The organism is Arthrobacter sp. PsM3, from assembly GCF_030433895.1.
Taxonomy (GTDB): Bacteria; Actinomycetota; Actinomycetes; order Actinomycetales; family Micrococcaceae; genus Arthrobacter.
Genome location: NZ_JARUXE010000006.1, coordinates 58,003 through 83,842 on the forward strand (window position 1 = coordinate 58,003; position 25,840 = coordinate 83,842).

A 25,840-nucleotide genomic window follows, 5' to 3' on the forward strand; every position below is an offset into this window, starting at 1 on the left:
GCTTACTCGTCCTAACTTTATCCGCAGCTGGTTGGCCGCGGCCGTCATGTTAAGCGCTAGGAACGCCGTGGCGGTTTTGTATATATCGCACAGAGTTCCAGGAAGCGGGTGTTGGCCTCGGTCTCGCCGATGCTCACCCGCACGCCCTCATTGGCGAAAGCGCGCACGGAGAGTGCCCGCTCCCCCGCCAGGGCGGCGAATTCGGCGCTGTCGGCACCCAGGTTGAGCCACACGAAGTTGCCCTGCGCCTCAGGCACGAACCAGCCGAGGTCCCGCAGCCCGGCGGTGACCCGGTCGCGTTCGTCCACGAGGCTTTGTACCCTTTCTACAACCTCACCGAAGTGCTCCAGCGAAGTCACGGCCGCGGTTTCGGCGATCTGGGAGACAGCGAAGGGGGTGGCCGTGACGCGCAGGTGCTGCGTGAGGTCGGGGTGGGAGACGCTGTAGCCGACCCGCAGCCCGGCGAGGCCGTGGGCCTTCGAGAAGGTCCGCAGCACCACCACGTTGGGGTACTTCCGGTACATGGCGATGCCGTCCACGGCGTGCTGGTCGCGGACGAACTCCTGGTAGGCCTCATCGATGACCACCACGACGTCGGACGGAACCTGCTTGATGAAGCGCTCGGTTTCCTCGGCGGTGAGGATCGGGCCGGTGGGGTTGTTGGGGGTGCACAGCAGGATCATCCGGGTGCGCGCGGTGACTGCCCCAGCCATGGCATCGAGATCATGGCGGCCGGCGGCGGTCAGCGGAATCCGGACGCTCTCGGCGCCGGCAACGCCGACGCAGATCGGGTACGCCTCAAACGAGCGCCAGGCGTAGATGACCTCATCGGATTTGCCGTCGTCGTTCTGTCCGGCGAACGTGGCCAGCAGCTGGTTCAGTGCCCCGAGGCTTCCGGCGCCGGTGACGATGTCCTCGGCGGGAACGTCGAGGAATCCCGCGAGCGCGGCCCGGAGCTTGCTGCTCAGCGGATCCGGGTAACGGTTGAAGTCGGTCTGCGCCGCGATGGCCTGCTGCACTGCAGGGATCGGGGGGAGCGGGTTTTCGTTGGAGGAAAGCTTGTAGCTGACCAGGCCCTCGACGGGGACGGGCGGTTTGCCGGCCGCGTAGCGGGGAAGGAGGTCTACCACCGGGCGGGGCCGGACGCCCCCGGCCGTGTTCTCTGATGAAGTCATGCCAACCAGCCTACTTCGGGTCGCTGCCGCAAGAGGGGGATATGGTCCCTGCCGCTGCCGCCGGGCGTGTGACAGCATGGGCGCATGCGCTCATTCATCGTACGGGTCATCGTCAACGGGCTGGCCCTGGCAATCGCGTGTTGGATCCTCACCGGCTTGGATATTTCCACAGCGGGCAACGGCACTGTCAGCATCATCCTGGGCTACCTGTTCATCGGCTTGATCTTCGGCCTCGTCAACGCCTTCGTCAAGCCCATCGTCAGCCTGCTCTCGCTGCCGATCACCATCCTCACCCTCGGCCTCTTCACGGTGGTCATCAACGCGGGAATGCTCTACCTGACGTCCTGGATCAGCAGCTACACCACCGTGCACTTCACCATTGACAGCTTCTGGTGGACCGCGGTGTTCGCCGCCCTCATCATCAGCGCGGTATCCCTCGTGGCGAGCTTTCTTCCGGCGCTCGACCGCTAGGAACACCGCGTCGGTCCTGGGGCAGTCCCCGCCGCGACGGCATCGCTTCACGCCTCAGGGAGAACCGGGTCACCGTGGCGGTGCCGCCCGCGCCGACTACGGCCGCGAGGGCAGCGGTTGACTCCTGAAGTGACGGATCCGGGCTGGCCGCGACGAGCCGGGCGCCACCGGCATAGCGGTCCAGGTCGTGGCCTGGCCCCAGTCCGGGCGCCAGCCATTCGGGTCCGGGGATCGGGCTGGTCAAGGTGACGGTCACCCGGTCCCTCGTGTCCGGGTTGGGGCGTCCGTCCGCCCCGGGCACCCAGTCCTGTTCATGCTCCAGGTGCAGGCTGCTGGTGCCGGCCGCCGGCTCGATCCCGCCCACCGGGGAACCCGCCGTGAGCACGAACCTGAGATCGTAGTCGGCCAGGAATGCCTTGTCCCGGCCCAGGTTCATGGCATGGATCCCGCCCTGGCTGTAGCCGACGGCGGCCACCTGGTCGCCCGCCTCCGCGCCAGCCTCCGCCAGGGCCCGACGGATGGCCGCGCCGGTTTCGGCGGAGTCGTAGCCCAGGCCCTCCGCGATGCCGCCCGCGTCAAAGGGATTGGTGCCCTGCGGCAGCCCGTCCAGCTGCGTCCCGGGAATGATCACCACCCAGGCACGGTTGCCGCCCTCCCCCATTTCGAGCACCTCGATGTCACCGCGGTACCGGCCGAGGGCCTCAGCCCGCAACAGCAACCCTGCAGGTGAGGCGTCGACCTGCTCCGTCCGGGTTTCCCTGCCGGCGATCCGGACGGGTCGGGGCCGCAGGAACTCCAGGCCCGGCCCGGCCGTCAACCCGCGGATAGTGGAACGGACGCCGGCCGCGCCGGCCGCCGTTCCCCCTGCGTCGACCAGGCCGGCCGGCAGGCCAAGAAGCAGCGCCAGCGTCGACGGCACCAGGGAGATCCCGTCCTCCACCGTGTCGCGCACGGTGATCGGCGGTATGCCAAACAGTCTCCACAGTGGCCCGTACCCTGGACCCGTCCGGCCGACCCGCAGGAGCAGGGTGTTCCGGGCCTCCGCAGCCTCGTACTCCCGATGGCTCTCCCGGACCTCGCTGCACAGACGCTCCAGCTCCATCCGGACGCTGCCGAGGGCCCGGGCTCCCTCACCGACGGAGATGATTGCATCGCTGCCGCTCGCGTATGAGGCGGACTGGTATGGGAACAGATCACGGTGTGCCCCCTCCGCCTCCGCCTCCACGGCCGCCAGCTCCCTGACGATCCCGTCCAGGTCCGAAGCTCCGGCCAGCAACTCCTCGAACTGGAACCTGAGCCCGGCCACGCCGCCGCGGATCCGGAGCGTCCCGTCCACCGCGGCGGAGGGGACCGGTGCCTGCCCGGAGCCGGCCGGCGAGGCCTCGGCCATCAGTAGCCCGGCCGTCCCGGGGACATCGCCACATTCCGGGCATGCCTGAGCACCGCGGCCACGGCCTCCCGCAGGGCCGTCCGGCTCCGGTTCAGGGCTGCGGCCTGCAGGGACAGCGACGTACGGTAGGCCCGGCCGGCCGGGGACTGCCAGCCCTGCAGTTCCACCCGGACAAGTTGGGCCAGCAGGGCGTCGGCGCGGTCTGCGCAGGCGGCCACGCGGGCGGCAAGCTGCTGGACCTCGTAGCCGCGCGGCGCGCATGCCGCGGCATCGGAGGCCAACAAAGCATCGGCCGGTGCACCACTGCTGGCGCTGGTGCCGTTGAAGCTGGTGCTGGATCTGGTTGTTCCGGCGGTCATAACACCGACGTTAGGGACTCCGGCGAGCAAGCTGAAGCTCCCCGCCCAGCCATGTGGACAACGGGCAGCAGAACCGGCCGGCGACCGGGGATTAAAGCCTGCCGGAAGTCACATGGATCAGCGCGCTTAAGGCCCGGCAGGACTTCGTGAAAGAATCGGACCATGCCTGAAACTGCCGCCACAGCCGATACCCGCACGCCGTCCGGACGCCTGGCCCTCGCCGCGTCCTCACACCAGATCGCGCTCGGCCCGCTGGACGGCCGGTACCAGTCCGCCGTCGCGCCGCTGGTCGACTACCTTTCCGAGGCCGCCCTCAACCGTGACAGGGTCGCCGTCGAGGTTGAATGGCTCATCCACCTGACCCGTAACCAGGTGCTGCCCGGCGCTGGAGCACTGACCGCGGAGCAGCAGCAGAAGCTGCGTGCCATCGTCACCGAATTCGACGCCGAGTCCGTGCGCGAACTGGCAGACATCGAAGCCGTCACTGTGCACGATGTCAAAGCCGTCGAGTACTACATCGGCCGCCGCCTGCCCGGCATCGGAATCGAGCACCTGACCGCAATGGTGCACTTCGGCTGCACCTCCGAGGACATCAACAACCTCTCCTACGCCCTCGGCATCAAGGGCGCCGTGGAAGACGTCTGGCTGCCCGCGGCACGCGCCCTGGTCGCACAGATCAGCGCCATGGCCGAGGCCAACCGCGCAGTGCCGATGCTCTCCCGCACGCACGGCCAGCCGGCCACCCCGACCACGCTCGGCAAGGAACTGGCCGTCATCACGCACCGCCTGACCCGCCAGTTGGACCGCATCGCCCGGACCGAGTACCTCGGCAAGATCAACGGCGCCACCGGCACCTACGCGGCCCACGTCGCCTCCGTCCCCGGCGCCGACTGGCAGCACGTTGCCCGGAGCTTCGTCGAGGGCCTCGGCCTGAGCTGGAACCCGCTGACCACCCAGATCGAAAGCCACGACTGGCAAGCGGAGCTGTACGCCGACGTCGCGCGGTTCAACCGGATCCTGCACAACGTCTGCACGGACATCTGGAGCTACATCTCGATCGGCTACTTCGTGCAGATCCCGGTCGCGGGTGCCACCGGCTCCTCCACCATGCCGCACAAGGTCAACCCGATCCGCTTCGAGAATGCCGAGGCCAACCTGGAGATCTCCTCCGGCCTGCTGGACGTCCTGGGCTCCACCCTGGTCACCTCCCGCTGGCAGCGCGACCTCACCGATTCGTCCTCGCAGCGCAACATCGGGGTGGCCTTCGGCCACTCGCTGCTCGCCATCTCCAACGTGGCCAAGGGCCTGGACCGCCTCAAGGTCGCTGAGGACGTGCTTGCCGCGGACCTCGACACGAACTGGGAAGTCCTCGGCGAAGCCATCCAGATGGTCATGCGCGCCGAGGCCATCGCCGGCGTCGAAGGCATGGAAAACCCCTACGAACGGCTCAAGGACCTGACCCGCGGGCAGCGCGTCGATGCGGCCCGGATGCAGGAATTTGTCCAAAGCCTGGGCCTGTCCGCGGACGCAGAAGCGCGGCTGCTGGCGCTCACCCCCGGCAAGTACACCGGCATCGCGGACAAGCTGGTGGACCACCTCGCATGAGGCTCCTGCTCATCCGCCATGGCCAGACCCCCGGCAACGTCCTGGGCCAGTTGGACACCGCCCACCCGGGTCCGGGGCTGACCGAGCTCGGGGAGCGGCAGGCGGCCGCCCTGGCGCGGTCCCTGGCGAATGAGCAGATCGGCCGCCTCTACGCGTCCACACTGATCCGCACCCAGATCACGGCCACGCCGCTCGCGACCGTCCGCGGCCTGGAGATCGAGGTGCTGGAGGGGCTGCGGGAGATCGAAGCCGGGTCGCTGGAGAAGCTCACCGACAAGGAATCGCACCTGCGCTACCTCGGCACCGTGTTTGGCTGGGCGGCAGGGGAACTGCACCGCAGGATGCCGGCCGGACCCAGCGGGCACGAGTTCTTCGAGCGCTACGACGCCTCGATCGCGCGGATCGCCGCAGCCGCCGCGGCGGACGACGCCGGGACGGTCGCCGTGGTCAGCCACGGCGCCGCGATCCGCGTCTGGGCGGGCCTTCGGGCCGGCAATGTGGAGGCGGGATTCGCCGCCCGCCACGTCCTCGCCAACACCGGGATCGTTGCACTCGAAGGGGACCCGGACGCCGGATGGCGGCTCATCCACTGGGACGACAGCCCCGTAGGTGGCCTGGCGCTCGTCGATCCGACGGCGGAGGACCCGACCGGCCGCACGCTGTAGTGGAGTTCTCCGGACCCTAACGCGCAGGAAACACGGCCGAAACCGCCGCTGCCTAGGGTTGATCTGCATAACCCTTCGGCGAAGCGAGGCAGCCATGCAGACCAATCCGCGGCTCAACATCCGGCAGGTCACCTGGGCCAACCCCGTGGGCGCGGACCTCCGCGCGGCCCAGCAGGCCGAACTCGATGCCCGCTTCGGCACGAGCGACCACGAACCGGGGCCGCCGCCGTCGGAGACGGACACTGCCGTGTTCCTCGTCGCCCACGACAAGGCCTCCGGGCAGCCGGTGGGCTGCGGCGGCCTGCGGATCCTCGACTCCCGGACCGCCGAGATCAAGAGGCTCTACGTGCTTCCGTACACCCGAGGCTCCGGCGTGGCCAGCTCCATCCTCGCGGCCCTGGAAGCACATGCCCATTCCCTCGGCATCACCTCCATCACCGCGGAGGCCGGTTCGGTGCAGACTGACGGCCGGCAGTTCTACGAGAACTCGGGCTTTGCCCCGGTGCCGAACTTCGGGCCGTACATCGGGGTGGAGCACTCCTACTGCTATGCGAAGGCCATCGACTCGCACAGCGCGGCGCACACCGCCATGGCCTGAGGGACGTCCGCCGCCGTCACACAACATCCGCCGCGCCGCCGTCGGCTAATCTCGCACTATGGAACCGGCAGACATCACCTTCCGCACCCGAAAGTGGGTGCGGCCCGAAGACCTCAACGCCAACGGCACACTGTTCGGCGGAAGCCTGCTGAAATGGATCGATGAGGAAGCGGCGATCTACGCCATCCTGCAGCTTGGCAACGGCCGGGCCGTCACCAAGTACATTTCCGAAATCAACTTCGTCAGCTCGGCTGTCCAGGGCGATCTGATCGAGATGGGGCTCACTGCCACCCGCTTCGGCCGGACGTCGCTGACCATGCGCGCCGAGGTCCGCAACATGATCACCCGGCAGAGCATCCTCACGATCGAGGAAATCGTCTTCGTGAACCTCGATCCGCACGGCAAGCCCGCGCCCCACGGGTACACCGAGATCACCTACGACCGGGACCGGATCCCGACGCACCACCTGACGGAGACGCTCGAGGAGGACTAGGTCCAGCCGGCGGCGCACTGCGCCGGGCCGGGTGGCCGCGGCGCCGCGGCGGATATTCACGGCCCGTTAACGCGCGGGAAGCCAACTGTTGCGGCTTGTGGACCAGACTAGAGGCCCCGCAAGAGTTAATTAGTCGATTTGATGGCCATTGACTCAGAATCCGGTTCGGGCCGCTATAGGCTGGCCGGACATTGCCCTCTGGCCCCTTCAGAAATGAGTCCCCCTCGTGCGCAGATTGAAAACCCTGGTCGCCGGCGCCGTCGCCGTCGCCCTCCTTTCCGGTTGCGGAGCGGGCGCCGCAGGCCCCACACCGTCCGAACCAGCCGCCGGCACCGCCGCCACAGCCCCCTCCGGTCCGCCCTCCGGGGAAACCCTTATCGTCTACACCAATTCCAATGGTGAGGGACGCGGCGAATGGCTGACGCAGAAGGCCGCCGAGGCCGGTTTCAAGATCGAAATCGTGGGCGCGGGCGGTGCGGACGCCACCAACAAGCTGATTGCCGAGAAGAACAACCCGATTGCGGATGTGGCGTTCGGGCTGAACAACATGTACTTCGAGCAGGTCAAGGCGGCCGGCGCGATTGAGCCGTTCACCCCCTCCTGGTCCGGCGAGGTCGACGCCGCCAAGGGGGACAAGGGCGCCACCAAGGCGTACTGGCCGCTGGTGCAGCAGGCCATCCTCCTGGGCTACAACTCGGACAAGTTCAGCAAGGACCAGGCCCCCAAGGACTGGACCGACCTGTGGACGCAGGACCGGTTCAAGTCCCGCTATGAGCGCGTCACCGGTCTCGGAACCGCGACCGCACAATTGGTCTTCGCCAGCATCCTGACGCGCTACAAGGACGACGCCGGCGATCTGGGCATCTCGGACGAGGGCTGGAAGCAGATCGAAGGGTACTTCAAGAACGGCACCCCGGCGGTGGCCAAGACCGACCTCTTCGCCCGCATCGCCTCGGGAGACACCGACATGGGCCAGATGCCGTCCTCAATCATTGCCGAGCGTGAGAAATCGTTCAAGGTCAACGTGGAGTCCGTCATGCCCTCTGTCGGCGTCCCGCTGGCCATCGAGCAGGTTGCGCTGGTCAAGGGCACGGACAAGAAGGACGAGGCCTTGAAGTTCATTGACTGGTTCGGCAGCGCCGATATCCAGGGCGCATGGGCGCAGCAGTTCAATTCCATGCCGGTCAACAAGGCAGCCGTTGCCAAGGCCAAGCCCGAGGTCGTCGACTTCTTCAACACGCTCAAACAGCAGGACATCGACTGGAGTTTCGTCCAGGCGAACATGGGTTCGTGGGTTGAAAAGATCGAACTGGAATACATGAGCTGAGCCGTGCGCCGCGTGCGGCCGGCCATGATGCCGGCTGCACGCAGCTCACCGCTGCCCTTCGTACCCCAGCCGCCCTCCCCCAGCCGCCAGAAAGACAGGGTTCCATGATCCGTTTCGAGAACATCCAGGTCGCCTTCGGTGACTTCACCGCCATCCCGGAGCTCAATCTCGAGGTGAAACAGGGCGAGTTCTTCACTCTCCTGGGGCCCTCCGGCTGCGGAAAGACGACGGCGTTGCGCACCCTGGCCGGGTTCATTGAGCCGACCGCCGGCGAGGTGTACGTCGACGGCAAGCCCGTCACCCGGCTCCCGAGCGACAAACGGCAGGTGGGTATGGTGTTCCAGAACTACGCCCTCTTCCCCAGCATGAGCGTCTGGGAGAACATCGCTTTCGGCCTGCGGGTCCGGAAGGAAAAGCCAGCAGAGAGCGACAGGCTCGTCCGCGATATCGCCAAACGCGTGGATCTGTCCGACGAGCAACTGCGGAAGAATGTCACCGAGCTGTCCGGTGGGCAGCAGCAGCGCGTCGCCGTCGCCCGGGCACTCGTCCTGCAGCCCAAAATCCTGCTGCTCGACGAGCCGCTCTCCAATCTGGATGCCAAGCTCCGGCACCAGCTGCGGCAGCAGCTCAAGGACCTCCAGAGCGAATTCGGCATCACCACCGTCTACGTCACCCACGACCAGGACGAGGCGCTGGCGATGAGCGACCGGGTGGCCGTCCTTAACAACGGTGTGGTGGAGCAGGTTGGCGCCCCGCAAAGCATCTACGACGAATCCGCCACCGAATTCGTCTGCAATTTCATCGGCGACAGCTCCCGCCTCACCGGCGCCTTCCTCGCCGAACTGAACCGGAAGTCGCCCCACACGCTCGACCCCACAGCCAATTCCTACCTGCGCGTGGAGAAGGCGTCCCTGGACCCCGCCGGCGGGGACGGCCTGGCCGTTCCGATGCAGGGAACTGTTGTCTCGAAGAGCTACCACGGGCTGCACAGCCGGTATGTCGTGCGCTGCCACGGCTCCGATGTCCGGCTCCTCGTCAGGGAAGACGGCGGGGACCAGCCCGGCACCGGCAGCCCGGCAACGCTGTACGTCCAGCCGCGGCACGTGCTTCAGTATCACCCGGAAACAGGCGTGTCGCTGGGCGCCCGGCTGCAGGAAGCGGCCCGGCCGTGAGCAGCGGAGGCGGCTCGAACGGCGCGGGCACCCGGAGCATGCTCCGCTCCCCCGCCGTCCTGATTATCGGGATCGTGCTGACCTGGTTCATCGCGGCGTTCCTCGTCTGGCCCAACGCGAATGTGCTGATCCAGACCTTCTTCCCGAACGGCAGCTTCTCGGGCCGGGCCGCCGAGAAGCTCTTCTCCTCCCAGCGGGCCATGAAATCACTGGGCAACAGCTTCCTGCTGGCCGTCGCCCTGTCCATCACCGTCAATGTCGTGGGGATCTTTATTGTGCTGGTCACCCAGTACTTCAAGATCCGTGGCTCACGGATCCTGTTCCTCGGCTATGCCACGACCTTTATCTACGGCGGCATTGTGCTGGCGGCCGGTTACAAGTTCATCTACGGGGACAAGGGGATTGTCACCGGTTTCCTGCTGTCGCTGTTTCCCGGCATGGACCCGGGCTGGTTTTCCGGTTTCTTCGCCGTGCTGGCGGTGATGACGTTTGCCACCACCACGAACCACATGCTGTTCGTCGCCAACGCCCTCAAGGGGGTGGATTACCAGACCATCGAGGCGGCCCGGAACATGGGCGCCTCCACGTGGACGGTCCTGCGGCGGATTGTCCTGCCGATGCTCAAGCCGACGCTTTTTGCCGTCACGGTGCTCTCCTTCCTGACCGGCCTCGGTGCCCTCAGCGCCCCGCAGGTCCTGGGCGGACGGGAGTTCCAAACCATCACCCCCATGATTCTCACGTTTTCCAACAGTCCGACGTCGCGGGACCTCGCCGCGCTGCTCGCCGTCATCCTGGGCGTAGCCACCATCCTGATGTTGGCCGTTATGACACGGCTGGAAAAGGGCGGCACCTATTTCTCGGTGTCAAAGGTCTCCTCCGGGCTGCAAAAACAGCAGATCCGCAATCCCGTGGCCAACGCCGCCGTCCACGTCGTGGCATATCTGCTCTTCGCCGTATATACCCTGCCTGTGGTGCTGATTGTTGTCTTCTCCTTCGCCGACGGCGCCGCGATCCAGACCGGACAGCTGTCGCCGGGAAGCCTGACCCTGGACAACTACGTTCGCGTGCTCACCCAGCCTTCGGGCCTTCGGCCCTTTGTGATCAGCATCGTTTACAGTGCCCTGGCTGCGGTGATCGCCGTCGGCGGGCTGTTGTTCGTGGCCCGGCTCCTGCAGAAATACCGCAACTGGGTCACCACGGCCTTCGAATACCTGCTCCACATCCCGTGGATCCTGCCTTCGGCCCTGCTGGCCCTGGGCCTCATCCTCAGCTATGACCACCCAAGCCCGCTGGTCGGCGGCGCCGTGCTGACCGGGACCACGGTCATCCTGCTGATTGCCTTCGTGACTGTGAAGATCCCGTTCACCCTGCGGATGCTGAAGGCGTCCTTCGCTTCGGTCAACTCCTCGCTCGAAGAAGCCGCCACCATTATGGGCGCCAAGACGCTGTACGTCTTCCGCCGGATCCTGCTGCCGATCGTGCTTCCGGCGGCGGCGGCCATCACGGCCTTGAACTTCAACAGCATGCTGGACGACTACGACACGGCGATCTTCCTGGCCCACCCGCTGTTCCAGCCACTGGGCCTGGTGATCAAGGCCAACACCGACGGCGCGGAGGGCGTCGACGGGGTGTCCAACACCTTCGTTTACACGGTGCTGCTGATGGTCATCACCGGGGTGACGATGTATCTGGTGTACGGCAGGGCGGGCAAGAAGCCGGCGCGGAGGGCAAAGACCGGGGCCGGCGGCAAGCAGGGCCTTACGCCGGTCCTGGCGGAAGCAGCGCGCACTGATCCCGCGTTGGTGCCCTGACCGGCGACCGCGTCGCGCCCGAGTACCTGACCTGGCCGTGGCGCGCTTCCCGGGCTGCCGGCTAGACCCAGAAGTCGTCGGCCTTCGCCGTGTCCTCGAAGAACTCCCGGCCTTCCGTGACCTTTCCGTCGCGGACCACAAAAGTGATGATGGTGGCCATGTCCAGGGTCTTGCCGTTGTTTTTTCCCTGGGTCTGCTGGATCGCGACTATGTGGTTTTCCCCGCCGACGATGTCCTCGACGTTGGCCTGGAAGTCACCCTGGGTGCGCGCTCCCAGTTCGCCGAAGTAGGCCAGGATGGCATCGCGGCCCTGCTTCGTGCCCGAGAGCACCCCGCTTCCGGGCACGTACCAGACGGCGTCGTCGGCGAACAACTCGGTGAGGGTGGCCATATCCCCGGCGTTGAAGGCCTCATACCCCCGCCGGACCAGTTCAACATTCTCTGCGGTTCCCATGTTCGGACACCTCTCCGTCGTCCTTGTCGGGTCTTGCTGGGACGGTTAAAGGCTAGTCCTGGCCGCCGATCCTGTCGATGGAAATATGCACGCCTTCCGGAGTTTCCGCGGACGCCTTAGTGGGCGCCCGGCCAGCCGGTGTAGGCCTCGGCGAGGTAGGCCCGGCCGTGGCGGGATGACACCACGGAGTTGAGCTCCCCGAGCTGGCGGGCGCGGGCGAAGTCGTCGCCGTCGACCGGGGTGTGCAGCATGGAGGTCATCCAGTAGGAGAACTGCTGGGCCTTCCAGACCCGCTCCAGGGCGCGGTCGCTGTAGGCATCCAGGAGCACCGTGTTTCCGGTCCTGTAGAAGCTGTCGAGACCCTCAAAGAGCACCTTGACGTCATGCAGCGCCAGGTTCAGGCCCTTGGCCCCGGTCGGCGGGACGGTGTGCGCGGCGTCGCCTGCGAGGAACAGCTTGCCGTGCCGCATCGGGGCGTGCACGAAGCTGCGGAACTTCAGGACGGTCTTGTCGATGACCGGGCCCTCTTTGAGCTCAAAGCCGTTGCCGTTGACCCGGCTGCGGAAGGCGTCCCAGATCCGGTCTTCGCTCCAGTTGTTGACGTCTTCGTTCGGGTCGCACTGGAAGTACATTCTCTGGACGGTTTCGGTGCGCTGGCTGATCAGGGCGAACCCGTTCCCGGAGTTGGCGTAGATGAGTTCGTCCGAGCTGCGCGGTGCCTCGGCCAGGATCCCGAACCAGGCGAAAGGGTACTCATGGAAGTACCATTTGCGCTGGGCTTCCGGGATCTGGAAGCGGCTGTGGCTGCGGGAGCCGTCGGCGCCGGCGATGAAGTCGGCCTGCAGCTCCCATTCAACGCCCCCGGCATCGGTGAACCAGACTTTCGGCTTGCCCTCGAGGTCATGGACGGTGGTGTCGGTAACGCTGTAGCGGACGTCGCCGCCGTCGTCCTGGCGCCGGGCGGCGAGGTCGAGGAAGACGTCGGTCTGCGGGTAGAGCCAGACCGACTCCCCGACGAGGTCCTGGAAGTCGATCCGGTGGCTCTCGCCGTTGAAGCGCAGTTCGATTCCGTCGTGCCGGTCGCCGTCGCGCAGGACCCGGTCCGAGACGCCGCTGTCCACGAGCAGGTTGACCGAGCCGTGCTCCAGGATGCCCGCACGGACCGTTTCGGAGATTTCCTTGTGGCTGCGGATCTCGATCACTGTGGATTCGATTCCTTGTTTGGCCAGCAGGTGGGAGAGCATCAGCCCTGCCGGGCCCGCGCCCATGATCGCGACCTGGGTGGTAATGATTTTGCGTTGTGCCATGCTGTCCTCGCTTCGTTGCGGGGCCCGGACTGTGGGGCGTCCGGGGCCGGGTGGATCCTCTGGCTACAGTGTGCGCCAGGACACGTGGCGCGCGTTACAGGAATTCCACTCAACGGAACGAGGAAGCGGCCTTTGCGTCCTGCAGCTGCCGTCCGATCCCGCGGGCTGCCGTCTGCAGGGCCGGAACCAGGGCCTGGAGCCGCATTTCACGCAGCGGGACGACGACGCCGAGCGCCGCCACGGTGCGGTTCCTCGCGTCCCGCACCGGCACGGCGATCCCCCACGTGTCCGGGTCCACGACGCCGGCCAGCTGCGCAAAGCCATGGCCGGCCGTCTCCTGGAGCAACGTGCGGAGTGCCTCCGGCTGCACCAAGCCGTCCGGATCGTGGAACTGGTGGAGGTACTCCGCCTGGACCGCCGGCGGCTGGTTGGCCATCAGCGCCAGCCCGGCCGAGGAGACGTGCACCGGCATCCGGCCGGCGATCTGGGCCCGGTTGGCCACGGAACCGCGGCGCGACAGCCGCTCGATAAAGAGTGCCTCCCAGCCTTCCAGCACGGCAAGGTTCACATTCTGGTTGAGCACCTGCTGGATGTCCTCCATAAAGGGCATGGCCGCCTGGCGGAGGGCCAGGGTGGGGGAATTCCGGTTGACCAGCTCCCACAGCCGCAGGCCCAGCCGGACGGACCCTCCGCTGCCCAACTCCAGGAGCCCGTGTCCGGCAAGCTGCCGGACCAGCCGGTGGGCGGTGCTCGGCGGCAGTCCGGCCCGCTCGGCGAGTTCGGAGAGCTGCAGCACGGTGACGCCCTCGGGGAAAGCTTCGATCACTCTGACCACGCGGTCCACCACTGAGTCGCCTGCAGCGGAGTTAGCCATGGCAGTCACTTCCGTTGAATGGATTCTGCTTCCACTCTACGCCGCCGGGGTGGGGCGCTTGGATCCCACGCTGCCGCTCAGCTGGGGTGAGGGGAGCGTGCTGCCTGCGGCGGCTGCGGCGCGCGCAGACGCCGCCACACCGTCGGGGCCAGGACGATGGCAATGCCGACCGCGGCTCCGATGAGGGTCTCAAGAATCCGGTCGCGCAGCAGGATGCCGGGCGATGCCGGAACCACCAGCAGCGTCGAAATCAGCGCCAGCGGGGTGACGAAGATCTGGGCCAGGACATACTGGCGGGCGATGAACATCTCGGCGCCGAACTGGCAGGCCGCGATCACCAGCACGGTCTGCCAGGGTGCGGGCTGCAGCAGCAGGACCCCCGCGAGCAACACCAACCCCACCGCCGTGCCCACGATTCTTTGCACGCCCCGCCTGACCCGGTGCCGGGTGGAGTGGCCCACAAGCGGGACGACGGCAGCCACCATGGCCCAGTAGTTGTGACCAAAGCCCAGCCGTTCACCCGCCAGTGTTGCGAGGGTACCGGCCAGGCCGGCCGCCACGATGTAGCCAATGCTTTCGAGCAGTGCCGCCCGTTTTTCGGCCCGAGTGAGGGGGAGGGGGTGCGGCCAGACCCAGGGTGTCCGGCGCCTCCGGACCACCCGGGATGACATCCCGATCAGCAGGGAGAAGGCGACGGTCAACCCTGCCTCGAGCATGCCCTGCCAGAGCGGCGGCTGGTTAGGGATGGACGCGATCGCGGCGAAGGCAAAGATGTGGAACAGCGAGCCCGCGGGGCGCAGACGCCACCAGGCGACGATCAGCGAGCAGCCTCCTGCCACCAGCGTGGTGGCTAACACCTGGAGCCAGACCATGTCCGCAGCCGGGACCGCAAAGGCCACCCCGGCGCGTGCGGTCAAGGCGGCCAGCAGCATGACCAGCAGCATCAGCGACCCGGCGCGGAGTTGCAGGAGAAAACGCGCGGAGTGCGGTTGATTCCGGCCGTAGATCCCGGCGAAGGCGCCGAAGGAGGCGAAGACCGCCAGGTCCAGGCGGTCCAGCAGCACCAGCGTGATAAGCGGGACAAAAACACCGATGGCGCAGCGGGTGGCGACCTGGTGGTCCTTGTTGCCGGGAGCCATGGTGAACAGCTCGGCAAGCATTTTCACGGGTGGGTGGTGCCTTTCTCGCGGTCGGATTGTTACGACGGCAGCGCTGGCATCCGCACTGAATTCTACGCCGGAACGGCCCGGAAAAGGCAGCATCAATCCATCCAATGGAATCCGCTGGCGGAAGAGGTGGCCGGGGAAGTGATAGCGTCAATCGTTTGATTCCCCGGCCGGGGACGCGGCACCCAAGTCAGCTCAAGGCACACCGGAGGACCCCCATGCTCAAAGGATTCAAGGACTTCATCCTGCGCGGCAACGTGATCGAACTGTCCATCGCGGTGGTGGTCGGCACGGCTTTCACCGCACTGGTCGGCGCGTTCACGTCCAACATCGTGAACCCGATCATTGCTGCGGCCGGCGGGGTCGAGACCGACGGGCTGGGTTTCCACATCTGGCCGGCGAACGAGAAAACCTTCGTCAACTTCGGTGCGGTTATCACGGCGTTCGTCACGTTCCTGATCACCGCCGCCGTCGTTTACTTCATCTTCGTGGCGCCGATGAACCGGATCAACCGACTGGTCAAGAAGCGCCTCGCGACGACGGAGCCGGAGGAGAAGCCGCTGCCGGCCGACACGGCACTGCTGGCCGAGATCCGCGATCTGCTGGCCCAGCTCGCCGGTACGGAGCATGGCCGGGCGCCGGGCCATTCCTTTGAGCAGGCTGGCGGACCCGCCGTTGAGCCCGCCGGCGAACGCAGCCGCTAGGCCGAACCAAATCGTCACCGGCCGGCAACCGGCTTGTAACAGCGGCCGGACATCATGGACCCATGAAGCCCTCAGCACCCGGCAGGAAACACGGCGCACCACAGGCCCCGTCGGCCTCCGAGCTGAGCTGCGAAGTCTGCGGCCAGATGCCCGAACCGACCAAGGCCCGGCTCACCCTGGCCAACATCGCGGTGATGCTGCCGATCGAACTGGTGGTCCATGCGGCGGTGGTCGAAACCCACCTGCCGTATGCGGCGAAGGTCCTGGTCCTGACGATGACGGCCACCATTCTGGTCATCTGGGTGGCGGAACCCTCCGCGGCGCGGATGCTGCGGCGCTGGCTGCACGCCCCCGCTTTGCGGCACCGCGGCCGGCTCAGCGCCGCACCGGCCCTGTGGCGGGCCCGCACGGTGCTGAAGGACCGACCCGGTTCGCTGCAGAAACTCACGCAGTCGCTGGCCCGGCTGGACACCAACATCCTGAGCATCCACGTCCACCCCGTCGACGGCGGTGTGCTGGACGAGTTCGTGCTGTCCGCCCCCGGCGGGCTGCGCGAGGCGGAACTACTGAAGGCCCTGCGCGACGGCGGCGGCAGCCAGCCGCATGTCTGGCCCACCACGGCGCTGGCCATGGCCGACGGACAGACCGGGGCGCTGAGCCTTGCGGCCAGGATTGCGGCCAATCCCGAGGAGCTGCCACTCGCAGTGGCAGAACTGCTGCACGCCCGGATCGACACCAGAGCGGATACGGATGCCGCGGCCCCGGCCGCCAAAGCGGGCACGCTGCAGGCAACGGACGGCACTGTGCTGAGGATCCCGACTGCCTGGCACGGTCCCATCACGTTCAGCCGTCCCGGTGAGCCGTTCACCCCGGCGGAATCCGCCCGGGCCCACCGGCTGGCCGAGCTGGCCGAGATCCTCGCGCACCGCCCGGTCTCCGGCCGGTGACGGCGTGACTTTCCCCGGCGACAAGCTAGTGCCGGTCGCCATTCCCAGGGCGTCCGCTGGGGCGCCCAGCTCACTGAAGGGTCAGGGGACGCGTCTATGCCGGGTCACCGAACACGCCCGGCTGCAGGTTCCAGCACCCGGGCCGGCACCCCGGCCCAGGTCTCCCCGTCGGGAACATCGCCCAAAACGGCGGCTCCGATGCCTATCCTCGCTCCGGCACCCACCGTGGTGCGTTCACGCACACACGAGTTCATGCCGAGATAGGCCGAACGCCCGATCCTGACGCCGCCGCCCAGCGAGACGCCGGCTGCCAGGGTGGCGAAGTCCTCCACGACGCCGTCGTGGGTCACCGTCACACCGGGCATTATCGCCACATGGCTCCCGACCGTGACCCCTGCGGTCAGAGTTACGTTCCCCAGCAGGATGCTCCCGGGACCGATGTCGCAGCAGTATGGAACCCGCACCGAAGGATCGACCACCGTCGCGAAGCGGTGGCTCGGGAAGCCCAGCCCGGCGAGTCTGGCGACAACCCGCTCACGCCCCTCCCCAGTGCCGATGCAGACGACCACACGTGCTTCCGGGTAACGGAGGGCGTGGCTCGCAGGACCAATGATGGGAGCGCCGTCCAGGGCCGACCCGGACCTGGATTCGTCATCGTCGAGCACCCCGACCACGTCGAACTGGCCGTTCTCGCGGACGCAGGCAAGCACCTCGCGGGCAAGGCCGCTGGCGCCGATCAGCAGTAGTTCAGTCATCAGAATTCCCCGCAGCCTTCAGAATCGAATGGATCGCACCCGGGACTGCCCGGCCAGGCTCAACTCGCGGCGGACCGGCGGAATGGCGGTAGGGAACTTCCGGGGCTGGACATGCGTGGCGACAAGGAACCTACGGGCCATTGCGGCTGCCTCCAAAAGGCACTGGGCGGCACCGGGTGATGCCTGAGCCAATACAAGTTGATGGGAACAGCCGGGTCACGGGTGGTCGATACCTGCCTTTGCGGGAGGTCTCCGATGGCAAGGTCCGGGTAGTACTTACTACCCGGACCTGTCCCCCGCGGCTGCGCTGGTGATCGGTACGCAAGTATCGTTGCGAGCCCGCCGGTGCTGTTCTAGACAGACATCCGAATCTTAAGGGCACCGCCCCCGACAGTCACGGCCAGGTGCGTCCCGGTGCCGAGGTGGTCGCCGTCCAACTGGAACTCCTGTTCATGCTCCAGGGTGATTTCGGCGGATTTGCCCTGGAAGTACTCCACGGATTCGGTCTCGCGCTTGTTCCGGCCGAAGATCCCGGCAACGACTCCCAGCCAGCCGAGCCGGCCGCGCGGGGCCAGGATCAGCAGATCCAGCATCCCGTCGTCGACGCTGGCGTCGGGGAAGATCTCCACGCCGCCCATGATCCGGCCGCAGTTGCCGATCATCACGCTGCGGATCCTGCGGCGGACCGGTTCTCCGCCGTCGACGCTGATCTGCGCCTTGACCGGTTTGCCGGGAAGCTTGCGGATGCCGGCCTCAACGTACGCGAGCCAGCCCATACGGTCCTTCAGCGCATCTACGGTGTCGGCCATGATGGCGGCGTCGTACCCGAGACCGGCCATGACCAGGAACACCTGTTCCTCGTCCGAGTGGTCAAGCCGGGCCTTGACGACGTCGATGGCTTGTTCGCTGCCGTGGATCACGTCGTAACAGGCAGAGACCGGGTCGGTGATGTCCACCCCGAGGTTGCGGGCGAGCAGGTTCCCGGTTCCCAGCGGGACCAGCCCCATGGGCGTTCCGGTGCCGGCGAGAACCTCGGCCACGCAGCGCACGGTTCCGTCGCCGCCGGCGGCAATTACGACGTCGACCCCTGCCTCCAGTGCCTGGCGTGCCTGGCCGGTGCCCGGGTCTTCAACGGTGGTTTCCAGCCAGAGCGGCTCGGCCCAGCCCTGCGTTTCGCAGAGCCTGAAGATGGCGCCCTGGAGCGCCGGACCACTGGATTTGGCGGGGTTGATGACTACGGCTGCGCGTCTGGACGGCGCGGGATTGTTCTCTGGCATGGCGTCCTTCGATGGCAATTGGCATGGGGTGTCCCGGCTGAAATCCTAGCGGGATTCTTCGCGTAACTTCCGCAGCAGGGCACCCAACCGTGGACGCCCGCGCGCCGCGGTCACTAGACTGGCCATGCTCATGTACTGGAGCCTGCCGGCGTGAGACATCTGCCGGGCAGGCCGCCTGTCCGGATCTGCCGGACGGCACGCGCTCCAGGGGCGGGAAGCGGGAGCTTATGTCTGAACCACAGGAGAACTACTCGGCCGAGGCCGAGGCGTCCAGCACAGATCCCCATGACTGGGGACGGGCCATGGCGCTGGCGGTCACACGTCTGGCAGAGCAGATCGCCCCTGCGGACAGCGAGGATATCCATGCCTCGCTCGTGGGCAAGGACCTGCACCTGAAGATCCGTGACGACTCCGGCGGGGTCACCATCGTGGTCTCCACCCGGCCGGCGTCAGGCCACTCCTGAGGGCCGCTAGCGTCCGGAGGACAGGTCCGCGGAGATGAGTTCGGCGCTGGCCACGGTGGCCGCCCGCACCGAGTCCAGGTAGGCCTCCGGGTCCGGCCGGCTCGACACCGACTGGGCCTGCAATGACACGTTGATGGCGGCGACCACCCTGGGTCCGTCATGGACCGGCGCGGCGATGGACATCAGGCCGAGCTCCAGCTCCTGGTTCAGCAGGCACCAACCCTGGGCCCGGACCTTGGCGAGCTCCGCCAGCAGGGACTCCCGCGATCCGATGGCGAGCGGGGTCAGGGGCCGTATTTCAGTCCGGGCCAGGTAGTCCTCCAGCTCGGCGGGCGGCAGGGCCGCCAGCAGCACCCTGCCCATCGAGGTGGCGTAGGCCGGGAATCGGGTGCCGACCGTGATGCCGACGGCCATGATCCGGCGCGTCGCCACCCGGGCGATGTAGGCGATATCGGGGCCTTCCAGCACGGCGGCCGACGTCGACTCCCCCAACTGCAGGGACAGTTCCTCGAGGTGCGGCTGGGCGAGTTGCGGCAGCGACAGCCCCGACAGGTAGGCGTAGCCCAGCTGCAGCACTTTGGCGGTCAGGGCGAAAATCTTCCCGTCGGTCCGGACGTAGCCCAGTTCCACGAGCGTGTACAGGAACCGCCGTGCCGTGGCCCGGGTGAGGTCCGTCCGGGCCGCCACCTCGGTCAGCGTCATCTTGGGGTGGTCCGTGTCGAAGGCACGGATCACTGCCAGTCCGCGCGCCAGCGACTGCACGTACTGGTCACTGGCCGGCGGCGCGCCACCGGCCGTCAGGCCCTTTGCTGCGACAATCATTTCCACGCCTCTCGGTCCCGCAACACTTTATCCGCACCACTTCGTCCGTGCCGGCGGGTCCTTAGCTTCCGACGGCAGGCGCGGCTGTGAGCGGCACGGGAACCATGGCCTGGAGTTCCTCGAGGGTGCAGCCGAAGGTTTCGCGGACCTGGACGCCGCCGGGCCCGGTGAGGAAGACGGCCTTGTCGGTGTAGACGCGGGTCACGCAGCCGATGCCGGTGAGGGGGTAGGTGCAGGTCTCGACGAGCTTGGAGACGCCCTCGCGGGTCAGGAGTGTCATCATCACGAAGACGTCCTTGGCGCCGGTGGCGAGGTCCATGGCGCCGCCGACGGCAGGGATCGCGTCGGGGGCGCCGGTGTGCCAGTTGGCGAGGTCGCCCGTCGCGGAGACCTGGAAGGCGCCCAGCACGCAGATGTCCAGGTGCCCGCCGCGCATGATCGCGAACGAGTCGGCGTGGTGGAAGTAGGACGCCCCGGGCAGTTCGGTCACCGGGATTTTGCCGGCGTTGATGAGGTCGCCGTCGATCTGGTCGCCGGTGGCCTCCGGTCCCATGCCCAGCATGCCGTTCTCGGTGTGGAGCGTGATGTTCTGCTCCGGCTTGAGGTAGTTCGACACCAGGGTGGGCTGGCCGATGCCCAGGTTCACGAAGGAGCCGGGCTTGATGTCCCGGGCCACGAGGCGGGCCAGGTCATCGCGGCCCAGCGGCTTGTCGGATGTCCGGAGGCCGGCCGCGAGACCCGCCTGGTCATGGGATTGGACGCTCATCTCAGGCCACCTTCACAATGCTGTTGACGTAGATTCCGGGGGTCACGATGATCTCCGGATCAAGACCGCCCGTGGGGACGATCCCGGACACCTGGACAATGGTGTGCTTGGCCGCGGCGGCCATGATCGGGCCGAAGTTACGGGCCGTCTTGCGGTAGACGAGGTTGCCCTTGCCGTCGGCCTTAAGCGCCTTGATGAGCGCGACGTCGGCGTGGATGGGGGTCTCGAAGACCTGGCCGCGGCCGTCGAGGATGCGGGTTTCCTTGCCCTCGGCCAGCATGGTGCCGTAGCCGGTGGGGGTGAAGAAGCCGCCGATCCCGGCGCCCGCGGCGCGGATCCGCTCGGCCAGGTTTCCCTGCGGCACCAGTTCCAGCTCGATCTCGCCGGCGCGGTACTTCGCGTCGAAGTGCCAGGAATCGGACTGCCGCGGGAAGGAACAGATCATCTTCTTCACCCGGCCTTCCTTGATCAGCAGCGCAAGGCCCTGGTCGCCCTGGCCGGCGTTGTTGTTCACGACGGTGAGGTCCTTCGCGCCGCAGTCCATCAGGGCATCGATGAGTTCGAACGGCTGCCCGGCGTTGCCGAAACCCCCGATCATCACGGTGGAGCCGTCCTGGATGCCGGCGACGGCCTCGTTGACATTCTCTGGAAAGTTCAGCATGTCCTAGCCCTTTGCTGTCGCTGTTGTTGCCGGCGGTGTTGTTGCCTGCTGTGCTGTTGCCGTGACGTTTTCGAGCACGACGGCGAGGCCCTGACCGACGCCGATGCAGATCGCGGCGACGCCCCAGCGCTGGCCGGTGGCCTGCAGGGACCGGGCCAGGGTGCCGAGGATGCGGGCCCCGGAGGCGCCCAGGGGGTGGCCCATCGCGATGGCGCCGCCGTGCCGGTTCACAATGGAGGGGTCGATGCCCCAGGCGGTGATGCAGGCCAGGGACTGCGCGGCGAAGGCCTCGTTGAGTTCGACGGCGCCGACCTCATCCCAGCCGATGCCGGCCTTCGCGAGGGCCTTGTTCGCGGCCTCGACCGGGGCGTAGCCGAAGAACTGGGGATCGTTGGCGTGCGCGCCGCGCCCGGCGATCCGGGCCAGCGGGTCCATACCCAGCAGGGCGGCGGCGTTTTCGGAGCCGAGCCACGCCGCGGACGCGCCGTCCGAGAGCGGGGAGGCGTTCCCGGCGGTGACGGTGCCGTCCGCGGTGCGGAACACGGTTTTCAGGCCGGCGAGTTTCCCGGCCGAGGACCCGGGACGGATGCCCTCGTCCCGGACCAGGCCCGTTCCCGGGACCACGGTCACGAGGCGGTCGTAGAAGCCCTCGTCCCAGGCGGCGGCGGCGAGGTTGTGCGAATTGGCGGAGAACTCGTCCTGAGCGGCGCGGGTGATGCCGTATTTGTCGGCGAGCCGTTCGGTGGCCTCGCCCAGGGACACGGTCCAGTCCGGGTCCATGGCTTTGTTCACCAGGCGCCAGCCCAGGGTGGTGGAGACCAGGGTCATGTCCCCGGCCGGGTAGGGCTTCTCGGTTTTGGGCAGCACCCAGGGCGCGCGGGACATCGATTCGGCCCCGCCGATGAGCATCAGGTCCGCGTCCCCTGTGTTGATCTGCCGGGACGCGATGATCGCCGCGTCCAGAGAGGACCCGCAGAGCCGGTTCACGGTGGTGCCCGGGATCGAGACCGGCAGCCCCGCGAGCAGGGTGCCCATCCGGGCGATGTTCCGGTTCTCCTCGCCCGCGCCGTTGGCGTTGCCGAACACCACCTCATCGATCCGCTCAACATCGAGTTTCGGCGCGCGCCTCACGGCCTCGCCGATCACGTGCGCGGCCAGATCATCCGGACGGACCCCGGCGAGCCCGCCGCCGAACTTCCCGAACGGAGTCCTCACGGCATCAAAAATAAAGGCCTCGTTCACGGCGTGCTGTCCATTTCTGTGTTGTCCATTGAGTGGAAGACCTGCTGGGCGGTCTTGAAGGCGGTGTTGGCGGAGGGGACCCCGCAGTAGATGGCGGTCTGCAGCAGGATTTCCTTGATCTCGTCCCTGCTGAGGCCGTTGGTGATGGCGGCTCGGATGTGCATGGCCAGTTCCTCCCAGTGCCCGTGCGCGACCATCGCGGTGATGGTGACGGCGGAGCGCATCTGCCTGGTCAGGCCGGGCCTGGTCCAGATGCCGCCCCAGGCGATCCGGGTGATCATGTCCTGGAAGTCCTCGGTGAAAGCGTCCTTGTTGGCGTTGGCACGGTCCACATGCGCAGCGCCAAGCACCTCGCGGCGGACCACCATGCCTCCGTCGTAGATCTCCTGGCTGGTGGCCTCCGGCTGCACCACTCCATGCCGTTCCAGGCCGGTCCGCTCCGCGCCGGTCACTTTCCGGCCCCGCGGGATTCGGCCCAGGTAATCAGGGTCCGCAGCAAGTCGGCCACGTGCCCGGGTGCTTCGAAGGGCGCCAGGTGTGCCACGCCCTCAAGGCTCACTGCACTCGCGGTGCCGCCGCCGGCGGTGATTCCTTCGACGATCGCCTCCGCGAACGACGGCGGGGCGACGGTGTCCTCCACGCCTGCGATGGCCTGGGTGGGGACCCGGATGCTGCCGAGGTCGTCCCGGACGTCATAGGCGGCGAGGGCTTCGCAGCAGTACGCGTAGCTGAAGCGGTCGGCGTCGCGCAGGTTGTGCAGCAGCCGGCCGCTGAGTTCCGGCTGGCGCTCCATGAAACCCTGGCCGAACCAGCGCTGCGCCGAACCCTGGATCATCACGGGCGTGCCCTGGGTCCGTACGGTTTCCGCGCGTTCCAGCCAGCCCTCGGGCGTGCCGAGTTTCGCGCCGGTGCATTGCACGGACAGGCTCTTGAGCCGTTCACCATGCTTGATTCCCAGCTGCAGCCCGGTGGCGCCGCCCAGCGAGACACCGGCGTAGTGGAATAGCGCTCCGGGCGCGATCGAATCCACCAGTTCGACCACGGCGTCGGCAAGTTCGGCGACGGTGAAGGTTTCCGTCGCGGCGGGCGAGATCCCGTGGCCGGGCAGGTCCCAGGCGATGACGTCGGCGTCGTCTCCGAGCAGGGCACCGGCCTGGCTCCACAGCAGCGTGGAAGTGCCCAGGGACGGCCCCAGCACGAGGAGGGGTTTGTCCCCCAGCGGGCGCTGGGGCGAAAGCAGTACTGCCTTGACTGTGGGTCTAGCCACGGGAGGCTCCGTTCAGGTCGAGGGTCGGTGAGGGGGCGCGGGCCCCGGCGGCGCCGGTGGCGCCGAATTCCGGGTAGGCAGCGAGGATGCGGCGGGAGATTTCGGCGGCCTGGCCGAGGTAGTTGGCCGGATCGAGCAGCTCCTCCAGCCGGGCGTCGGAGAGCAGCTCCGCCGGCACGGCGGTGCGGAGCAGCCGCCGGTAGGTGCTGGCCTGTTCGTTCGCCGGGACCTGGAGCGTCTGGTCCACGACGGACTGCAGCCGCTGTTTTCCGTCGACGCCCTGCATCCCGCCGAGGAGCGGGGCGACGGCGGCCGTGACGGCTTCGCTGAGCAGCAGCGGCCCGGAAAGGTCCAGGTTACGGCGCATGGCCGCGGGGAAGACCTGCAGGCCTTCGGCGAGTTCGCGGAGCTGCACGGCTGCGCCGAGGCCCAGGCGGAGGAGCTGGCGGAGTGCCGGCCATTCGCTGTGCCAGGCGCCGTCGGGGCGTTCATCGTTGAAGTTGGCGGCGGCCAGATGCAGCTGTGCGGCCTGGCCGGGTGCCTGCAGGGCGGCGCTGCGGACCAGCACGGACAGCACCGGGTTCTGCTTCTGCGGCATGGCTGAGGACCCGCCCCGGCCGGCGGCGCGGGGTTCGGCGAGTTCGGCGACCTCCGGGCGGCTCAGGAACAGCACGTCGGAGGCCACCTTGCCCGCAGCGTCGGTCACGGCGGCCAGGGCGTCACCGAGGGACGTCACAGCCAGCCGGTTCGTGTGCCACGGCGCCGGAGCGGCGGCGAGGCCGAGTTCTGCGGCCAGCCGGTCGGAGAGATCAAACGGGGACAGCCGGGGACCTGGAGTCAGTGCCGCGCCCTCTGTCAGCACGGTGCCGGCCGCGAGGGTTCCGGCCGCTCCCCCGGTCTGCACCGGGAATTCGAGGGCCTCCAGCCGGCGCGCTGCAGCGGCGAGCCCGTGGAACCATTGGGCCGCCTTGAGCCCGAAGCTGAACGGCAGGGAGTGCTGGGTGAGGCTGCGGCCCACGCACAACGTCTCCGCGTGCCGTTCCGCAAGGGCAGCCAGGGCCGCGGTGGTGGCCCGGAGCTCGGTGAGCAGGCCGCTGACAGCATCCCGGGCCAGCAGGATCAGGGCGGAATCGAGCACGTCCTGGCTGGTCAGCGAGGTGTGCACGGCTTTCCCGGCACCGATCCCCGCTGTGTCAAGGGCCGTGACCTGCCCGCGGAGATCCGCCAGCAAGGGGATCACCGGGTTGGCGCCGCCCTGGGCGCGCAAGGCGATGCCCGCGAGGTCATAACGGCCCACGTCGGCGGCTGCGGCGACCACCGCGGCGGACCCGGCCGGCGCCAGGGACGCGTCCTCCAGGACTCTGGCCCAGGCGGCCTCGACCCGGAGCATGGCGGCCAGTACCGCCCGGTCACCGGTCAGCGCCGCCACACGGGGCGACGCCGACACGGGACTCAGGAGGCCGACGTCGCCCTCGGCGGCTCCGCCGGTTTCAGGAGAGATCACTTCGAGGAGCCCTCAAAGTCGAGGAACACCGTCTCGCCCTCGCCCTGGAGCCGGACGTCCCAGGTCAGGCCGCCGTCGGCGTCGCGGCGTGCGATCAGCGTCTTGCGGCGTTCCGGATCCAGCGAGGACAGCAGCGGGTCCGCGGCCAGGGCCTTCTCGTTTTCCGGCAGGTAGATCCGGGTGAAGAGCCGGTTCATCAGGCCGCGGGCAAAGACCGCGACGGAGATGAACGGGGCCGCATCATCATCGGTGGGGCCGGGGTTGACCGTCGTAAAGGTGAAGACGCCGGTGTTGCCGACCGCGCTGCGGCCGAAACCGGTGAAGGTGTAGCCGTCGCGCACCAGCGAACCGGTGTGGTGCGGGACGTTGCCCTCGGCGTCGGCCTGCCAGATCTCCAGGATCGCGTCCGGGATCGGATGCCCGGCGCCGTCGTAGACCACGCCCTGGAGCCGGATGGAGCCCGGGGATCCGGGGGCCAGCAACTCGCGGTCCTTGGTGAAGGGCAGTGCGTAGCCGTAGAACGGGCCGACGGTCTGGCCCGGTGTCGGGGTGAGTTTACTCATG

At 67.7% G+C, this 25,840-nt stretch carries 28 protein-coding genes; 11 read left to right on the forward strand and 17 right to left on the reverse strand.

The annotated features are described in order from the left end of the window. Positions 1-56: 56 nt before the first annotated feature. Positions 57-1,175, reverse strand: a complete 1,119-nt coding sequence (locus QCD75_RS04300) for a histidinol-phosphate transaminase (RefSeq protein WP_301226076.1) — start codon at positions 1,173-1,175, stop codon at positions 57-59. Positions 1,176-1,259: 84 nt separating this feature from the next. Here QCD75_RS04300 and QCD75_RS04305 point away from each other — a divergent pair, with 84 nt between their 5' ends. Beyond that, complete coding sequence (locus QCD75_RS04305; RefSeq protein WP_226760167.1) at positions 1,260-1,646, forward strand: phage holin family protein; 387 nt, start codon at positions 1,260-1,262, stop codon at positions 1,644-1,646. Here the strand turns inward: QCD75_RS04305 and QCD75_RS04310 are convergent. Both QCD75_RS04310 and QCD75_RS04315 read right to left on the reverse strand, forming a co-directional pair. After that, positions 1,597-3,036 (reverse strand): hypothetical protein, encoded by a 1,440-nt coding sequence (locus QCD75_RS04310; RefSeq protein ID WP_301226080.1) that lies wholly within the window; start codon positions 3,034-3,036, stop codon positions 1,597-1,599. The genes QCD75_RS04305 and QCD75_RS04310 overlap by 50 nt on opposite strands. Next, complete coding sequence (locus tag QCD75_RS04315) at positions 3,036-3,395, reverse strand: hypothetical protein (RefSeq protein WP_301226082.1); 360 nt, start codon at positions 3,393-3,395, stop codon at positions 3,036-3,038. Before QCD75_RS04315 ends, QCD75_RS04310 begins: the two co-directional genes overlap by 1 nt. 162 nt (positions 3,396-3,557) lie before the next feature. Here QCD75_RS04315 and purB point away from each other — a divergent pair, with 162 nt between their 5' ends. The 7 genes from purB (at position 3,558) to QCD75_RS04350 (ending at position 11,066) form a co-directional block, all read left to right on the forward strand. Beyond that, positions 3,558-5,000 carry an adenylosuccinate lyase gene (purB, locus tag QCD75_RS04320; protein ID WP_301226084.1) on the forward strand — a complete coding sequence of 481 codons (1,443 nt, stop codon included), beginning with the start codon at positions 3,558-3,560 and terminating at the stop codon, positions 4,998-5,000. Then, positions 4,997-5,665 (forward strand): histidine phosphatase family protein, encoded by a 669-nt coding sequence (locus QCD75_RS04325; protein ID WP_301226086.1) that lies wholly within the window; start codon positions 4,997-4,999, stop codon positions 5,663-5,665. The genes purB and QCD75_RS04325 overlap by 4 nt, the downstream gene beginning before the upstream one ends. Positions 5,666-5,759: 94 nt before the next feature. Then, positions 5,760-6,263, forward strand: coding sequence for a GNAT family N-acetyltransferase (locus QCD75_RS04330; RefSeq protein WP_226760172.1), 504 nt, complete (start codon positions 5,760-5,762; stop codon positions 6,261-6,263). 58 nt (positions 6,264-6,321) lie between these two features. Continuing rightward, on the forward strand, positions 6,322-6,756 hold the full coding sequence (locus QCD75_RS04335; RefSeq protein WP_082492650.1) for an acyl-CoA thioesterase: 435 nt from the start codon (positions 6,322-6,324) through the stop codon (positions 6,754-6,756). 226 nt (positions 6,757-6,982) lie between these two features. Beyond that, positions 6,983-8,083: an extracellular solute-binding protein gene (locus QCD75_RS04340; protein WP_301226091.1), complete on the forward strand. Its 1,101-nt coding sequence runs from the start codon at positions 6,983-6,985 to the stop codon at positions 8,081-8,083. 104 nt (positions 8,084-8,187) lie between these two features. Beyond that, positions 8,188-9,255, forward strand: coding sequence for an ABC transporter ATP-binding protein (locus tag QCD75_RS04345; protein WP_301226093.1), 1,068 nt, complete (start codon positions 8,188-8,190; stop codon positions 9,253-9,255). A 38-nt stretch (positions 9,256-9,293) separates the two neighbouring features. Beyond that, entirely contained in the window at positions 9,294-11,066 is a 1,773-nt protein-coding gene (locus QCD75_RS04350) for an ABC transporter permease (protein WP_301226206.1), read from the forward strand. Positions 11,067-11,127: 61 nt separating this feature from the next. On the opposite strand, the gene QCD75_RS04355 is transcribed toward QCD75_RS04350, so the two are convergent. The 4 genes from QCD75_RS04355 to QCD75_RS04370 all read right to left on the reverse strand — a co-directional run bounded on the left by QCD75_RS04355 (position 11,128) and on the right by QCD75_RS04370 (position 14,867). Beyond that, complete coding sequence (locus QCD75_RS04355; protein WP_301226094.1) at positions 11,128-11,520, reverse strand: nuclear transport factor 2 family protein; 393 nt, start codon at positions 11,518-11,520, stop codon at positions 11,128-11,130. Positions 11,521-11,636: 116 nt separating this feature from the next. Then, positions 11,637-12,827 carry a 4-hydroxybenzoate 3-monooxygenase gene (locus QCD75_RS04360; protein WP_301226096.1) on the reverse strand — a complete coding sequence of 397 codons (1,191 nt, stop codon included), beginning with the start codon at positions 12,825-12,827 and terminating at the stop codon, positions 11,637-11,639. A 109-nt stretch (positions 12,828-12,936) separates the two neighbouring features. Then, positions 12,937-13,701, reverse strand: a complete 765-nt coding sequence (locus tag QCD75_RS04365) for an IclR family transcriptional regulator (RefSeq protein WP_301226098.1) — start codon at positions 13,699-13,701, stop codon at positions 12,937-12,939. Between the two features lie 77 nt (positions 13,702-13,778). After that, on the reverse strand, positions 13,779-14,867 hold the full coding sequence (locus tag QCD75_RS04370; RefSeq protein WP_301226100.1) for an FUSC family protein: 1,089 nt from the start codon (positions 14,865-14,867) through the stop codon (positions 13,779-13,781). 218 nt (positions 14,868-15,085) lie between these two features. On the opposite strand from QCD75_RS04370, the gene mscL reads away from it, so the two are divergent. Both mscL and QCD75_RS04380 read left to right on the forward strand, forming a co-directional pair. Next, positions 15,086-15,571 (forward strand): large conductance mechanosensitive channel protein MscL, encoded by a 486-nt coding sequence (gene mscL / locus QCD75_RS04375; protein WP_301226101.1) that lies wholly within the window; start codon positions 15,086-15,088, stop codon positions 15,569-15,571. A gap of 62 nt (positions 15,572-15,633) precedes the next feature. Further along, the gene (locus tag QCD75_RS04380; RefSeq protein ID WP_301226102.1) at positions 15,634-16,518 is read left to right on the forward strand and encodes an amino acid-binding protein; all 885 of its coding nucleotides are present in this window, start codon (positions 15,634-15,636) and stop codon (positions 16,516-16,518) included. A gap of 104 nt (positions 16,519-16,622) precedes the next feature. Here the strand turns inward: QCD75_RS04380 and QCD75_RS04385 are convergent, their stop codons facing one another. Both QCD75_RS04385 and QCD75_RS04390 read right to left on the reverse strand, forming a co-directional pair. Then, complete coding sequence (locus tag QCD75_RS04385) at positions 16,623-17,273, reverse strand: NeuD/PglB/VioB family sugar acetyltransferase (protein WP_301226103.1); 651 nt, start codon at positions 17,271-17,273, stop codon at positions 16,623-16,625. Between the two features lie 353 nt (positions 17,274-17,626). Next, complete coding sequence (locus tag QCD75_RS04390) at positions 17,627-18,550, reverse strand: diacylglycerol/lipid kinase family protein (RefSeq protein ID WP_301226104.1); 924 nt, start codon at positions 18,548-18,550, stop codon at positions 17,627-17,629. 227 nt (positions 18,551-18,777) lie between these two features. On the opposite strand from QCD75_RS04390, the gene QCD75_RS04395 reads away from it, so the two are divergent. Continuing rightward, entirely contained in the window at positions 18,778-19,014 is a 237-nt protein-coding gene (locus QCD75_RS04395) for a hypothetical protein (RefSeq protein ID WP_301226105.1), read from the forward strand. A gap of 6 nt (positions 19,015-19,020) precedes the next feature. On the opposite strand, the gene QCD75_RS04400 is transcribed toward QCD75_RS04395, so the two are convergent. The 8 genes from QCD75_RS04400 to pcaG form a co-directional block, all read right to left on the reverse strand. Continuing rightward, positions 19,021-19,836, reverse strand: coding sequence for an IclR family transcriptional regulator domain-containing protein (locus QCD75_RS04400; protein ID WP_301226106.1), 816 nt, complete (start codon positions 19,834-19,836; stop codon positions 19,021-19,023). A gap of 61 nt (positions 19,837-19,897) precedes the next feature. Further along, on the reverse strand, positions 19,898-20,602 hold the full coding sequence (locus QCD75_RS04405) for a 3-oxoacid CoA-transferase subunit B (RefSeq protein WP_301226107.1): 705 nt from the start codon (positions 20,600-20,602) through the stop codon (positions 19,898-19,900). 1 nt (position 20,603) lies between these two features. Then, the gene (locus QCD75_RS04410; RefSeq protein ID WP_301226108.1) at positions 20,604-21,263 is read right to left on the reverse strand and encodes a 3-oxoacid CoA-transferase subunit A; all 660 of its coding nucleotides are present in this window, start codon (positions 21,261-21,263) and stop codon (positions 20,604-20,606) included. A gap of 3 nt (positions 21,264-21,266) precedes the next feature. Further along, entirely contained in the window at positions 21,267-22,505 is a 1,239-nt protein-coding gene (locus QCD75_RS04415; protein ID WP_301226109.1) for a thiolase family protein, read from the reverse strand. Continuing rightward, positions 22,502-22,957, reverse strand: coding sequence for a 4-carboxymuconolactone decarboxylase (gene pcaC, locus QCD75_RS04420; RefSeq protein ID WP_226758453.1), 456 nt, complete (start codon positions 22,955-22,957; stop codon positions 22,502-22,504). The genes QCD75_RS04415 and pcaC overlap by 4 nt, the downstream gene beginning before the upstream one ends. Next, complete coding sequence (locus QCD75_RS04425; protein ID WP_301226110.1) at positions 22,954-23,772, reverse strand: alpha/beta fold hydrolase; 819 nt, start codon at positions 23,770-23,772, stop codon at positions 22,954-22,956. The genes pcaC and QCD75_RS04425 overlap by 4 nt, the downstream gene beginning before the upstream one ends. Next, positions 23,765-25,276, reverse strand: a complete 1,512-nt coding sequence (locus tag QCD75_RS04430; protein WP_301226112.1) for a lyase family protein — start codon at positions 25,274-25,276, stop codon at positions 23,765-23,767. Before QCD75_RS04430 ends, QCD75_RS04425 begins: the two co-directional genes overlap by 8 nt. After that, entirely contained in the window at positions 25,273-25,839 is a 567-nt protein-coding gene (pcaG, locus tag QCD75_RS04435) for a protocatechuate 3,4-dioxygenase subunit alpha (RefSeq protein WP_301226114.1), read from the reverse strand. The genes QCD75_RS04430 and pcaG overlap by 4 nt, the downstream gene beginning before the upstream one ends. Between the last annotated feature and the right edge of the window lies 1 nt (position 25,840).

Bases quoted from the DNA above. Each gene is read 5' to 3' on its own strand.
- QCD75_RS04345 (WP_301226093.1), top strand. From the start codon at position 8,188: ATGATCCGTTTCGAGAACATCCAGGTCGCCTTCGGTGACTTCACCGCC.
- QCD75_RS04310 (WP_301226080.1), bottom strand. From the start codon at position 3,036: ATGGCCGAGGCCTCGCCGGCCGGCTCCGGGCAGGCACCGGTCCCCTCC.
- purB (WP_301226084.1), top strand. From the start codon at position 3,558: ATGCCTGAAACTGCCGCCACAGCCGATACCCGCACGCCGTCCGGACGC.
- QCD75_RS04315 (WP_301226082.1), bottom strand. From the start codon at position 3,395: ATGACCGCCGGAACAACCAGATCCAGCACCAGCTTCAACGGCACCAGC.
- QCD75_RS04355 (WP_301226094.1), bottom strand. From the start codon at position 11,520: ATGGGAACCGCAGAGAATGTTGAACTGGTCCGGCGGGGGTATGAGGCC.
- QCD75_RS04400 (WP_301226106.1), bottom strand. From the start codon at position 19,836: ATGATTGTCGCAGCAAAGGGCCTGACGGCCGGTGGCGCGCCGCCGGCC.
- QCD75_RS04350 (WP_301226206.1), top strand. From the start codon at position 9,294: ATGCTCCGCTCCCCCGCCGTCCTGATTATCGGGATCGTGCTGACCTGG.
- QCD75_RS04365 (WP_301226098.1), bottom strand. From the start codon at position 13,701: ATGGCTAACTCCGCTGCAGGCGACTCAGTGGTGGACCGCGTGGTCAGA.
- QCD75_RS04300 (WP_301226076.1), bottom strand. From the start codon at position 1,175: ATGACTTCATCAGAGAACACGGCCGGGGGCGTCCGGCCCCGCCCGGTG.
- QCD75_RS04305 (WP_226760167.1), top strand. From the start codon at position 1,260: ATGCGCTCATTCATCGTACGGGTCATCGTCAACGGGCTGGCCCTGGCA.
- QCD75_RS04395 (WP_301226105.1), top strand. From the start codon at position 18,778: ATGTCTGAACCACAGGAGAACTACTCGGCCGAGGCCGAGGCGTCCAGC.
- pcaG (WP_301226114.1), bottom strand. From the start codon at position 25,839: ATGAGTAAACTCACCCCGACACCGGGCCAGACCGTCGGCCCGTTCTAC.
- QCD75_RS04360 (WP_301226096.1), bottom strand. From the start codon at position 12,827: ATGGCACAACGCAAAATCATTACCACCCAGGTCGCGATCATGGGCGCG.
- QCD75_RS04385 (WP_301226103.1), bottom strand. From the start codon at position 17,273: ATGACTGAACTACTGCTGATCGGCGCCAGCGGCCTTGCCCGCGAGGTG.
- QCD75_RS04335 (WP_082492650.1), top strand. From the start codon at position 6,322: ATGGAACCGGCAGACATCACCTTCCGCACCCGAAAGTGGGTGCGGCCC.
- QCD75_RS04325 (WP_301226086.1), top strand. From the start codon at position 4,997: ATGAGGCTCCTGCTCATCCGCCATGGCCAGACCCCCGGCAACGTCCTG.
- QCD75_RS04405 (WP_301226107.1), bottom strand. From the start codon at position 20,602: ATGAGCGTCCAATCCCATGACCAGGCGGGTCTCGCGGCCGGCCTCCGG.
- QCD75_RS04410 (WP_301226108.1), bottom strand. From the start codon at position 21,263: ATGCTGAACTTTCCAGAGAATGTCAACGAGGCCGTCGCCGGCATCCAG.
- QCD75_RS04380 (WP_301226102.1), top strand. From the start codon at position 15,634: ATGAAGCCCTCAGCACCCGGCAGGAAACACGGCGCACCACAGGCCCCG.
- QCD75_RS04390 (WP_301226104.1), bottom strand. From the start codon at position 18,550: ATGCCAGAGAACAATCCCGCGCCGTCCAGACGCGCAGCCGTAGTCATC.
- QCD75_RS04330 (WP_226760172.1), top strand. From the start codon at position 5,760: ATGCAGACCAATCCGCGGCTCAACATCCGGCAGGTCACCTGGGCCAAC.
- mscL (WP_301226101.1), top strand. From the start codon at position 15,086: ATGCTCAAAGGATTCAAGGACTTCATCCTGCGCGGCAACGTGATCGAA.